Annotated in this window: 8 protein-coding genes; 5 read left to right on the forward strand and 3 right to left on the reverse strand. The window is 37.9% G+C overall.

All coding sequences use genetic code 11. The features are described from left to right. The 3 genes from V5N63_RS00855 to V5N63_RS00865 form a co-directional block, all read right to left on the reverse strand. Positions 1-509: hypothetical protein (locus tag V5N63_RS00855; RefSeq protein WP_332032159.1), on the reverse strand; the 509-nt coding region annotated here is incomplete at its 3' end. 50 nt (positions 510-559) lie between these two features. Beyond that, positions 560-2560 (reverse strand): Sec-dependent nitrous-oxide reductase, encoded by a 2001-nt coding sequence (gene nosZ / locus V5N63_RS00860; protein WP_332032161.1) that lies wholly within the window; start codon positions 2558-2560, stop codon positions 560-562. A 32-nt stretch (positions 2561-2592) separates the two neighbouring features. Continuing rightward, on the reverse strand, positions 2593-3090 hold the full coding sequence (locus V5N63_RS00865) for a c-type cytochrome (protein WP_332032163.1): 498 nt from the start codon (positions 3088-3090) through the stop codon (positions 2593-2595). 148 nt (positions 3091-3238) lie between these two features. Here V5N63_RS00865 and V5N63_RS00870 point away from each other — a divergent pair, with 148 nt between their 5' ends. From V5N63_RS00870 to V5N63_RS00890, 5 genes are all read left to right on the forward strand, one after another. After that, complete coding sequence (locus tag V5N63_RS00870) at positions 3239-3625, forward strand: c-type cytochrome (protein WP_332025307.1); 387 nt, start codon at positions 3239-3241, stop codon at positions 3623-3625. Positions 3626-3907: 282 nt separating this feature from the next. Then, the gene (dnaK, locus tag V5N63_RS00875) at positions 3908-5806 is read left to right on the forward strand and encodes a molecular chaperone DnaK (RefSeq protein ID WP_332032166.1); all 1899 of its coding nucleotides are present in this window, start codon (positions 3908-3910) and stop codon (positions 5804-5806) included. A 1032-nt stretch (positions 5807-6838) separates the two neighbouring features. Further along, the gene (locus V5N63_RS00880) at positions 6839-8107 is read left to right on the forward strand and encodes a DUF6377 domain-containing protein (protein WP_332032168.1); all 1269 of its coding nucleotides are present in this window, start codon (positions 6839-6841) and stop codon (positions 8105-8107) included. A 199-nt stretch (positions 8108-8306) separates the two neighbouring features. Beyond that, entirely contained in the window at positions 8307-10793 is a 2487-nt protein-coding gene (locus V5N63_RS00885; RefSeq protein ID WP_332032170.1) for a T9SS type A sorting domain-containing protein, read from the forward strand. A gap of 18 nt (positions 10794-10811) precedes the next feature. Continuing rightward, the gene (locus V5N63_RS00890; RefSeq protein WP_332032172.1) at positions 10812-13607 is read left to right on the forward strand and encodes a SusC/RagA family TonB-linked outer membrane protein; all 2796 of its coding nucleotides are present in this window, start codon (positions 10812-10814) and stop codon (positions 13605-13607) included. Positions 13608-13680 lie beyond the last annotated feature (73 nt).

The following is a 13680-nucleotide window of genomic DNA, read 5'->3' on the forward strand; positions in this document are numbered from 1 at the left end:
CCGCCGATGTTGGGGTAAGAGTAAGCACCGAAGTTCAGTAACTGCTTAAATCCGATTAATGGTGGCTGATACGACATTCCCGGAACTACGATGGCTGCATTCGGATCAAGGTTGTGGCCGTAATCGTATTCCCAAAGCCAGAAATCGACCATAAATGCTATACCGAAGATCATGAATAATACTGCCGTGATGTACAGCCAGGTTTTTTTGTTCAGCCAAGCTGTGAGGAAACACAACAGTGCAAAGAATGATAGTGCATAAGGAAGTACTGTAAACTCCCAGAAATCTTCGGGATGAATGGTTTTCATGCCGATATAGTGGTTCAGTCCGTTGATGATTTCGTATTCTCCGGTAATTTTACTTGCCCAGAGATACATGGCCAAACCTTCAGGATATTGCGGTGCTTCCAGATAAATGGACCAAAGCGGTACAAAAATGGAAACGATAAGGGCGATTCCGCAAACGATTAGTAAAACTCTTGTTAAGTTATTTAAGGTATGAGTTTTCATTTTTTTTTGAATTAAAAAAGGGCAGAAATATCTGCCCTTTATTTCTGAATTTATTTTGTTTCCCCTTGTTTTACCGGGCTCTGTGCGTTGTCCTTCTTATTATTCAAAGAATAGATAAGCGGGGTGTTGCTTCCGGCGGGCGATACTCTTACATATCCCTGCATTTCCTGGTGCAGTGCACTACAGAAGTCGGTACAGTACATTGGGTACATTCCAGGTTTTTTCGGAACCCATTTCAGGGTGCAGGTTTCTCCCGGCATAATCAGCAGTTCGGCATTCTCGTTGCCTTTGATAGCGAAACCGTGAGGTACATCCCAGTCCTGCTCAAGATTGGTTACGTGGAAGTACACTTCATCACCAACCCTTATTCCTTCAATATTATCCGGAGCAAAATGCGAACGGATGGAGGTCATGTAAACATGTACTTTGTTGCCTTCTCTTACAACTTTGCTTTCAGCTTCTCCTTTGGTTACATAAGGGTGCTTATTATCGGCAATTTTAAAGAATTTAACCTGATTTTTAGAAAGCATGTCACCCGGTAACGCTTGTGCGTAGTGTGGTTCACCAAATGTTGGATAATCCAGCAGCAGTTTCATTTTATCGCCACTGATGTCGTAGAGCTGTGCAGACTGTGCCAGTTCCGGACCTGTAGGTAAATAACGGTCTTTGGTAATTTTGTTGTACGCTACAAGGTATTTCCCGAAAGGTTTTCCGGAGTCACCGCCAGGGATCATTAAATGTCCTACAGAGTAGAATGTTGGCTGTCTGTCAAGAACCTTAAGGTCTTTAATATTCCATTTCACAACTTCAGAAGAAACGAACATCGAAGTGTAGGCATTTCCTTTTCCGTCAAACTCTGTGTGGAGTGGTCCTAAACCTGGTTTCTGAACTTCACCGTGCAAAGCGGCTTCGTATTTAATAACCTGTACGCCATCGTATTCTCCTGCAAAATTTTTGTCAGCAATCGCTTTAATCATTTTGTCGAAACTGAATACTGGGATAAGTGCTGCAAGTTTACCGGAACCAATAATGTATTCACCAGTTGGGTCAACGTCACATCCGTGTGGAGATTTAGGACAAGGAATCATGAACATGGCATCTTTCATATCTTCAACAGAAAGCACAACTACTTCTTTCTTCATGGTAGATGTTGCACTGTGGGTGCTTTCGTCCCAAGTATTGTGTGCATATTCTGTGGTCACTTTTCTTCCTTTTCCGGCTTTCACCAATTCAGCAGCTTTTTTCCAGTTCACTGCCATAATGAAGTCTTTGTCGTTCTGCGAAGCATTTACCTCAAGCAGCGTATTGGCTTTTTCCGAGTTGTAGCAGGAGAAGAAGAACCAGTCGCCCGATTTTTTCTTACCGGCATGCGAAAGGTCAAAGTTAATCCCCGGAGCTTCAATCTGGAAAGAAAGATCCATACCGCCCGTTTGCTGATCGATTCCGATAAATGAAAGTACTCCTTTGAAGTTTTCTTTGAATGAATCAATCGGAACGTCACCGTTGGCATCATCTGTAGGAACTGCAAAACGGGTTCCTGCAACTACATACTCTGTATTTTCCGTAAGGAATGGTGAAGAGTGATTCCCTGCAGAGTTTGGCAACTCCAGAATTTCAACAGTTTTGAATGTTTTTAAATCAATTCTTGCCACGCGCGGAGTATTGTTTGCGTTAGCAAAAAGCCATCTTCCGTCCACTTCCGCATTGGTTTGCGAAAGGGAAAGGTGGTGCTGGTCATCCCAAGGAATAAAACCGTGAGAAGTTTCGAGCATAGGTTTGGTTTCTTCGCTGTACCCGTATCCGTTTTCCGGATTTACGGAGAAAACAGGAAGTACCTTTAACAATCTTCCGCTTGGCAAGCCATATACGTTTACCTGCCCGTTGAAACCACCGCTCACGAAGTTGTAAAACTCATCGTACTTGCCGGGAGCAACGTAAACTTTTTGTGCAGCGTCGCCACTTACGGCGGTCTCAGTACCTTTTGGTTTGCAACCTGTCAGCGCTGTTACGGCAACAATGGCAGAGAGCCCCAATAATTTAAGACTTTTCATATATATTTGATTAAAATTTTTCTTCTCAGAAATTATTTTGCACCGTCAATCTCGCGCATGTATTCCAGGATCTCTCTGGCTTCAGTGTCATTAAGACCCTGATTTGGCATTCTTACCAAACAAAGCTCAAGTTGTTTCTGTAATTCTGGATCAACATCGATCATTGGGTCAGGATTGCTGATGAAGTTCATGATCCATTCAGGAGTTTGTCTTTGGGTAACGCCTTTCCAGCCTGGTCCTACCAATTTTTCTTCTGTTGGTTTGTGACATGAAGTACATTTCACGTCAGCGATTTTTTTGCCGGCAGCAGCCATAGCGGGATCAAATTTGCTTACATCTACGTTTTCGTGTGGTCCTAAACCTCTTTTAGGATCGTACTCATTGGTTCCAGCTGCAGCAGGAGCTTCTGTAGTAGTAGCTGTAGTTTCGGTGGTGGTTGCTGTAGGAATTGAATCTGTTTTTTTATCCCCTCCGCAGGAGAAAAGTGCCAAAGTGAGCACTGAAAGTGCCATTGTTTTAAGTGTGTACATAATTTAATTGTTTTTTGTTTACTCAAAAGTAGAAACATTTGCCCTCATGCGAGTATGATCCAAGTCATACGGTTTATATGACTTTTATCGTCAAATTTGTAGGAGATGTTTAAAGAATAAAAAATAATTTTGTTAAAAATTTAGCAATATGAAGAAATACGTAGTGATTTGTGTACTTGTTATGGCTGCTTCCTGCAGTAAAAAGCCGATTGATTCCGCGAAAGAAAGTAATGTAATGCTGGAAGAACCCACACTGAAGGTGGTAGACTCTGCAGCTGCCGGAAAACATGAAGGCCTGGCGCTTATTGAAGGGATGGATTGCCTTACCTGCCATAAAACGGATACCCGCCTCGTAGGCCCCTCTTACCAGGAAGTTGCCGATAAATATACCGAGAACGATATTGAGATGCTGGCAAACAAAATAATCGACGGTGGTAAAGGGAACTGGGGCGAAATCCCAATGACCCCGCACGCAGGTATGAGTAAAGAAAATGCAAAAAAAATGGTTGAGTATATTTTGACGTTGAAGAAATAAGTCCTTTTAAATTTTACTTTTCATAAAAAAACTCCTTACAGCTTTTGTATATCTTAAGGAGTTTTTTTTATGATCGGGATCATCATTGCTTTATGACTGTAATCATACGGCGGTTATCAACAATCGGCATGGGAGTCACTGGGTCTTCATATTTTTTATGTTGTTTTACGAATTACCCCAATATTTTAGAAAATAAATGTCAATTTGTCACACTTTTTTCCTTGGTACAAAATTGGAGAAAACCACTGCAAATAAAATTTAAAAAACAAAAATATACATACTATGAGTAAAATAATTGGAATCGATTTAGGAACAACCAACTCTTGTGTTGCTGTAATGGAGGGAAAAGACCCTGTTGTAATTCCTAATGCTGAAGGTAAAAGAACCACGCCTTCAATTGTTGCCTTCACCGAAGATGGTGAAAGAAAAGTAGGAGATCCTGCAAAAAGACAAGCAGTAACCAACCCTACCAAAACCGTATATTCGATCAAAAGATTTATCGGTACCCACTTTAAAGATGATGCTAAAGAAGTTTCTAGAGTTCCTTACCAAGTGGTAAGCGGACCAAATGATACTGTAAAAGTAAAAATCGACGACAGAGAATATACCCCACAAGAAATTTCTGCAATGATTCTTCAGAAAATGAAGAAAACTGCGGAAGATTATTTGGGACAAGAAGTAACAAGAGCGGTAATCACCGTTCCTGCATACTTCAACGATGCGCAAAGACAAGCTACTAAAGAAGCTGGTGAAATCGCTGGTCTAACGGTTGAAAGAATTATCAATGAGCCTACCGCTGCAGCGTTGGCGTATGGTTTAGATAAAAATCATAAAGACCAAAAAATCGCAGTTTACGATTTAGGTGGTGGTACTTTCGACGTTTCTATCCTTGATCTTGGTGACGGAGTTTTCGAAGTATTATCAACCAATGGAGATACCCATCTTGGTGGTGATGATTTCGACGATGTAATCATCAACTGGATGGCAGATGAATTTAAAGCTGAAGAAGGGGTAGATTTAAAATCTGACGCAATTGCGTTGCAGAGGTTGAAGGAAGCTGCGGAAAAAGCAAAAATCGAGTTGTCATCTTCAACCCAAACAGAAATCAACCTTCCGTATATTACTGCTACCGCTACAGGACCAAAACACTTGGTGAAAACCTTAACAAAAGCGAAGTTCGAGCAATTGTCAGCAGATTTGGTTAGAAGATCAATGGAGCCTTGCAAAAAAGCTTTGGCCGATGCAGGTCTTACCATTTCAGATATCGATGAGGTAATCTTGGTAGGAGGTTCTACAAGAATCCCGATTATCCAAGAGGAAGTTGAGAAATTCTTCGGTAAGAAACCTTCAAAAGGAGTAAACCCGGATGAGGTAGTTGCAATTGGTGCAGCAATCCAAGGGGGAGTTTTAACTGGTGATGTGAAAGATGTTCTTTTATTAGACGTTACTCCACTTTCATTAGGTATCGAAACCATGGGTTCTGTTTTCACTAAACTAATTGAAGCCAACACAACCATCCCAACTAAAAAATCTGAAGTGTTCTCTACCGCGTCTGACAATCAGCCGGCTGTAAGCATCAGAGTAGGACAGGGAGAAAGACCAATGTTCAACGATAACAAAGAAATCGGAAGATTTGATTTAACAGATATTCCGCCAGCGCCAAGAGGAGTTCCACAAATCGAGGTGACTTTCGATATCGATGCGAACGGAATTCTTTCTGTTTCAGCTAAAGATAAAGGAACCGGAAAAGAGCAGTCTATTAAAATTCAGGCAAGTTCAGGACTTTCTGACGATGAAATCCAAAGAATGAAGCGTGAAGCAGAAGAAAACTCTGCAGCAGATGCTAAGAAAAAAGAAGAAGTTGAAGTTTTCAATAAAGCCGACGGATTGATTTTCCAAACCGAAAAACAATTGAAAGAATTTGGCGATAAATTGTCTGCGGACAAGAAAACAGCCATCGAAACTGCAGTTGCTGAATTGAAAACCGCTTTCGAAGCTAAAGATTTAGATTCTGTAAAAACCAAAACTGAAGCTCTAGACGCTGCTTGGATGGCCGCTTCCGAAGAAATGTACGCAGCAGGCCAGCAAGGTCAGCCAGGTGCAGATCCTTCTCAGGGAAATGCCGGAGCTAATTCTGGTACAGATGATGTTCAGGATGCAGACTTTGAAGAAGTCAAATAAGTAGCAATTATCATCGATTAACATCGATTGAAATAAATTAGTAAATCGCTGTAAATGTAATGTTTACAGCGATTTTTTTGTTTTTGTAATTTTTTGTAATAGTTGATTTTAATCATTTTTTATTGTATTTTTGTCTCTTATTTGTACCGCTCGTTATTTGGAAGCACCCGCGAAAACAAAACCCTGTAAATCAATAATTTACAGGGTTTTCAGTGGAGTTGGAGGGAATCCTATATATTTTGTATAAATAGTTTATTAATAATATTTTATAAATAACTATTTTAATGTAATTTCTGAAAGGGGACGGTTTTAAGGATGGTTTTATAATGCACTTCTTTCGCCAGAATCTGCTTCCAATAAAGATCTTTTTCCAATGAATCACTTATATCTCTCAAAGCCGTATCTGGAGACGTTATTACAATCTTAGCATATTTTGTTGAGGTTAAATTCTCTTCAAAGCCATCGAGTAGTTTTGTAAGTAATAAACTTTGGGTATAAACTTTTCTATTGCTTGAAGTATTTCATCTGCATTTGTATTTAGACCTAATAAAAACAGAAACAATCAATTCTGTGAAATATTTGGTTAAAATTTAATTCATATTTTCAAAAATATAGAATTTCAAATTTTTATTCGTTATTTGTAGTAATAATATAAATTATCAAAATAAAATGATTTTCTGTAAATCAAAAAAGTTTTTCTTATTTTTCGCAGTCTTAGTATTATGCGCTTCATGTCAAGATGATGAGCAGATTAATAATCAAAGCTTAGAAATTAAGCAGCTTGATTCGCTAATTGCCAACAAGTTAGTTTATCGTCAAAATAGAGATCACTTTATTCTTGACTTGAAAGCTAAGCTTAAGCGTAATCATCTGGATTTTAAAAATAAATACATCATAAACGGAGAAATTGCAGATAATTATTTTGGATATCAAAGTGATTCCGTCATTACTTACCTTCAAAGAAATCTCGTGCTGGCTGATTCAGCCGGTAATAAAAATTGGCGATATGAAACTCTGATTAAAAAAAGTAATTTGCTGAATTCCATTGGGCTTTTTACAGAATCTAAAATGATTCTTGATAGTATCAGAAATGATATTCCTAAATCTTTACTATTTTCATATAATTCTACTTCGGAATCCCTCTATACAAATCTGTATGAATATAGTAAAAGCAATAAAATGTTTGCTGACGCATACAGAACAAAACTTATGGAGTATTATCATAAAGGTTTTGTTTCTTCTGAAGATCCCGTCTTCAGGAATCTTTTCCAGTACAATATTTGTAAAATGAACAACGAATGGGAAAAAGCAATACTCAATATCGATCAGTTTATAAACTCTGTCCCCGCCAAAACAAGGCTGAAAGCCATTGGATATTATTGTAAAGCTTTTGCAGAAGGCGAAATCGGGAATACGGAAAATCAAAAAAAATATCTTGCACTATCGGCAATTGAGGATATCGAATCTGCTACTACGGAAAACAGGTCACTTCAGGAGCTTGCATTCCTCCTTTATAAGGAAGGTGATTACAATACGGCTTACCGCTTTCTTGGATCTGCAATAGAAGATGCCAATTTCTATAACGCCCGTTTCAGAACTTTTCAGATCAGTAAAGTGCAGTCTATTATAGAAAAAGCATATATGCTCCAGATCAACAATACAAACAGAAAGCTGCGATTTTCTGTTTGGATGATCAGTATTATGCTGATTATTCTTGCTTTGGTGACCTACTTGGTGATCCGGCAGCTAAAGATAATTGTAAAATCCAGAAAAGAACTTAGGTCTGCCAACAAAAACCTTAGTATTCTGAATTTGAAATTAGATGAGGCTAATCACATCAAGGAAGAGTATATTGGTTTTTTCATCAACCAATGCTCAAATTATCTCGAAAAATTTGACCGTTATAAAAAACTGATCTCAAGAAGGCTATCTACGGGACAATTGGACAAACTTTCAGAAATGGTGAACAACAAAAAAAATGATGAGTTGGACCTTGATGAGTTGTACGAGAATTTTGACCGCGCTTTCCTTAGAATCTATCCTAATTTTGTTGAAGAAGTAAATAAGTTACTCAGACCGGAAGAATATTATCAAATGAAATTTGGAAGCCTCCATACCGAACTCAGAATTCTTGCATTAATCAGGTTAGGGATCAATGACTCTAATCAGATTTCTGATTTTTTAAGATATTCTGTAAGGACAATTTATAATTATAGGAGCAAGGTAAAAGCAAAATCTGTTATCGAAAATGATGATTTTGAATCAAAAATTATGCTTATTGGCTCTATTTCTTCTACATAGCATTTACTTTTTCTTGTAACGTGTTTTTTTATATTAATCTGATTTTCAATGTTTAAAACTTGAACGTTATTGAAAAACGTTTACCTAAAGCTTACAAAAACAATTTGTAAGCTTTTTTCATATCATAACCGATATATATTAGTAACACAGAATTAACCTTTAGTTAAAGAACCGTTAATATTTTAAAATTATTATCAATATGAAAAAGCAATCTCTCTTTCTAAAATTGATTTCGTCTATATTTTGTCTTATTTGTTTAGGCAACAATTTTTACAAATCACAAAATCCATATAAAGCACCTTTATACTGGAGTCCCTATGAATATCACATAACAAGAGAATTTGCAGGAGTAGCTGATAATTATTTGACCGAACAAGCTTTGTCAGATAATATTAATTGGCTTGAGCAAAACCTAAAATCTTATGGTTATACAATGGTTTGTATGGACGGATGGGGAGATGTGAGCCAGATTAATGAAAATGGCTATAGAAAAAGCCATTCTTCTAAATGGCAACACGATTATGCTTGGTGGTCTCAGTATTTGCAAGGAAAAGGAATGACACTCGGGATGTATGAGAATCCACTGTGGCTTCATGTTGATGCTAATGATACCACAAAAAAGATTGTAGGGACTAATATTAATGTATCATCACTTCTAGATCCTAATGAAAATGCAATGTGGTTTAGATGGGTACAAGTTGACAGACCGGGTGCGGAAGAATATGTAAAAGGCTATGTGAAATATTATGCCGATATGGGAATCAAATATCTGCGTGTAGATTTTCTCTCTTGGTTTGAAACTGGTTATGATAGAAACTTAGGAACTGTAGGTCCACAAAGAACAAGAGCTCAGTACGAAAAGGCTTTAAAATGGATGCGAGAAGCTTGTGATGCTAATGGAGTTTATCTGAGTTTGGTAATGCCAAATCTTTTTAATACAGCAGAATTAGAAAAACAATATGGTCATCTTTTTAGAATTAATGAAGATGCTGGCGAAGGTACTTGGTATAAATTTAGTGATAAAGACAGAGGTCATCGTTTTAATACTTGGTCACAATATGCCAATGCATTTGATGGATTTATCTATTGGTCTCAGGTAACGGGAAGTAATAAAGTTCAATTAGATGGAGACTTTCTTAGAATCAATACTTTTGCGAACGATACAGAGAAAAGAAGTGTGATCTCTCTCAATATCTTGGCAGGCGGTCCGGTTACTATTGCAGATCAATACAACACCATTGGCAACGATCTCTGGCTTTACCAAAATTCTGAATTGTTGGATCTGAATACTGCAAAATTTGTTGGAAAACCCCTTAGTAATGATCCTACAAATGCTAACAGCCAAACCTGGCGGGGACAGCTGAGCAACGGCGACTGGATCATCGGTTTTTTTAACAGAGAAACAACACCTCAGGTCCGTTCTATGAACTTTCTCAACCAGCTTGGTGTCACAGGACAAGTGATGGTAAGAGATCTTTGGCAGCATGCTAATTTGGGGAAAATGAGTGACATATCTGTTACGGTTCCACCACACGGTTCTGTAATTCTTAAGTTAATCAAAAACTCATCAGAAACTTGTAACAGCCAAACCATCACCTTCCCAACAATTCCTAATAAAAATGCAAACGATCCTGCATTTTCTCCAGTGGCAACATCTTCTGCTGGACAGCCTATAGTATATGAAGTTAATGCAGGTCCTGCTACAATTGTTAACAACCAAGTGCAATTGAATGGATATAACGGTACAGTTTATCTACAGGCAAAGCAAGGTGGTGGTAATGGTTTCTGTGCGGCTGTGCCACAGCTCCAAAGCTTTAATGTGACAGGTGGACATAATACGCAGATGTATGTTGGTGGTACTTACAACAATTGGAGTATGAAATCTATGACAATGGAAAATAATGTCTGGAGAATCAAAAATCAAGTTCTGCTGGCTGGTAACTATGAACTAAAATTTGCAAATACAAGTAATTTTAGTGGTCAGGATTGGGGTAATGCTAACGGACTTTCTGGTACCGCGCAACAAACAACCGGAGGAGGCTCAAACATAACCTTTACGATTACAACATCAGGGACTTATAATATTGATTTTAATGATTTGACTTTGCAATACAATATTCAGTTTGCACCAAATCATCAGCAAAATATGTATGTGGGAGGTACATTCAGCAACTGGTCTTTGCAACAGATGACTTTAGAAAATGATATTTGGAAAAAGAGTAATGTTGCATTCTCTGCTGGTGATCAGGAGATAAAATTTGCAAATACATCTAACTGGTCAGGCGACGATTGGGGTAATGCTAACGGAGCTACAGGTTTTGCACAACTTACAACAGGTGGTGCGCCTAATATCAAATTCAATTTAGCATCATCAGGCAATTATAACATTCTTTTCAATGATATGACTTTGGGTTATCAGGTTTATAACGTTTTGGCTGTAAGTGATATCAACAAAAAATCTTTATCAATCTATCCAAATCCTGCTGATAAAAATATATTCATCACCTCGGATAACGAACTCATCAGAAGCTACGAGATATATGATATGACAGGAAAATTGATAAAATCTCAAAAAACAGATGGTAAGCAATGTGAGATTAATGTTTCTCAAATGATAAAAGGAAATTATATCCTGAATGTAAATCTGGAGAACAGAATTGTAGGACAAAAAATTATTATTAAATAAAAAAAAAACCAATTACAAATGAAACCTAAATTTTTGAGAAGCACCATTGCGATTGCAGCAGTCTATTTTTCAGGGAATTTTTATGCACAGCAAACCGCTGATACGTTACAACGAGAACAGAAGATAGATGAGGTTGTTGTAATCGGTTATGGTAAGGCTAAAGTAAAAGACCTAACAGGATCAGTATCGGTAATTAATCTAGGAAAGGCAGAAAATCAACCTGTTGCAGATATCGGACAGGCGATTCAAGGCAGGGCTTCTGGTGTTACTGTCATTAACTCTGGTGAGCCGGGTAGCAACGTTACTTTCCGTATCCGTGGGACAGGAACAATCCAAAACAACAATCCATTGATCGTTGTCGACGGGATGCCACTGAATGGTGGACTCAACCAGATCAATATGAGTGATGTAGAATCTATTAACATTCTGAAAGATGCATCATCCACAGCCATCTATGGTTCCAGAGGAGCTAATGGTGTTGTGATTATTACAACAAAACGTGGAGCAAAAGGCGGAATCCTGAATTTTGATACCTTCACAGGAATCCAAAGTGTGAGCAATATGATAAAAGTTTTGGATGCATCGCAATATGCCCAGCTTAATAATGAGATGCTTACCAATGCAGGGATGTCAACCAATCCGGAATTTGCAAACCCTGCATCATTAGGAAAAGGTACAGATTGGGTAGATGCGCTTTTCAGCCCGGCTTTAATATCAAATTATTCTTTGTCATATGGAGGCCGATCCGAGAAAAGTAACTTATATGTTTCTACAAGTTATTTCAATCAGAAAGGGGTGGTTCTCAATACAAATTATGACAGATATATTGTTCAGTTAAACGGAGATACCAAAATAAAACCTTTCTTGAAAATCGGGAACAGTGTGAAATTACAACACGATCTTAAAAGAAGCGGTTCTTATGATATCAAAGGAACAATACTTTCTTTACCAACCAGACCTATTTACGATGCAAATGGTGGATGGGCAGGCCCGGGAAGCAATCCTATGCTTTACGGCGATATAGATAACCCGATAGGGAAAGCAACCATTGTAGAAAACTCTACGAAAGGATACAACATTCAGGGAAATATCTATGCAGAAGCCGAAATTATCAAGGATTTGAAATTCAAATCTTTAGGTGGTATGGAAGCGAACCTTTGGTACACAAGAACTTGGTCTCCAAAATACAACTGGGGCGTAAAATCTCAGGAGAATTCTTACCTTTCAGAAGGTTCTAACAGAAGTATTACTTTGCTTTGGGATAATACCTTGACTTATGACAAAACTTTTGGCAATCATCATATCAATGCCGTTGTAGGAAGCAGTGCTCAGAATAATCAATTTAATTACCTGAGTGCATCGGTACAAAAATTCCCTAGCGAAAGTACACAGCAGATAGATAACGGTATCTTGCAACCAGTGCAACACGGGAACGCATCTGAGTGGGCAATTATGTCATACCTAGGACGTGTAAACTATAGTTTTTCAAATAAATATTATTTAACAGGAACTATACGTAGAGATGGATCTTCAAGATTTGGAGTAGATAACAGATGGGGATGGTTTCCATCAGCAGCTTTAGCTTGGAGAATTTCTAATGAAAATTTCCTTAAAGATTCTAAAACCATCAATAACTTAAAACTAAGGTTAGGTTATGGTATAACGGGAAATCAGGAGATTGGTAATTACTCATTCTCATCGTCATACAATACATATCTGTACAATTTCAATAGTACTTATGTAAGTGCGGTTTTACCAACCGTTTTACCAAATCCGAACGTAAAATGGGAAGGACAAGAACAGTATAACGCCGGTTTTGACCTAGATATGTTCAACAACAGAATTAGTTTGATTGTAGATGGGTATATCAAGAACACCAATGATATGCTCGTACCAATGTCGGTACCGGTAACCTCCGGATATTCTGATGTGTATGTTCCGTCAATCAATGCTGGTAAAATCCAGAACAAAGGGATTGAAGCCACTTTATCTACCAAAAATTTTGTTGGAGAAAACTTCAAATGGTCTACAGATGTTGTTTTTTCTTATAACAAAAATAACGTAGAAAGCATCAATAGTGAGACACCAATTATCACAGCAAGTGGTGGGCTCAATAGCACCATAGGACAAATACAGAACGGTTATCCGGTTAATATTTTCTATGGCTATGTTACAGACGGGGTTTTCCAAAATCAGTCAGAGGTTAATAACCACGCTGTTCAGATGCCGGGCTCTAACCCTGCTACAAGCACAGCTCCTGGAGATATCCGATTCAAAGATCTCAATAATGACGGGGTTATCAATGACAAAGACCGTACTATTATCGGAAACCCAAATCCAAAATTCACATTCTCACTTAACAATACCTTTACTTACAAGAATTTTGATTTAACAATTTTCTTACAAGGTAGCTATGGTAATGATATCTTCAATGCCAACAGAATGTATACAGAGTCTATGTCTGTAATTAATAATCAAAACGCATCTGTACTAGGAAGATGGACAGGTGAGGGCACTAGCAACAGTATGCCAAGAGCAATCTACGGAGATCCAAACCAAAACTCCAGAGTTAGTGATAGATATGTCGAAGATGGTTCATACATCAAAATCAAAAACATCAACCTAAGTTATACACTTCCTAAAGGTGCTTTTGCACAAAATTTCAGTTTAATCAAAGTATTTGTTTCTGCACAGAATCTTGTAACGTGGACCAAATATTCAGGCTTTGATCCAGAAGTTCCAGTTAACGGTATAGACAATGGAACTTACCCTATTACAAGAATCGTTTCTTTGGGACTTAATGTAGGATTTTAAAAAATAAAACAATGAAAAAGATAAAAATAGCATTACTCGCACTCATCACACTCACAGCAGTCAACTGTAGTGA

The organism is Kaistella sp. (assembly GCF_032060305.1).
GTDB lineage: Bacteria > Bacteroidota > Bacteroidia > Flavobacteriales > Weeksellaceae > Kaistella > Kaistella yananensis.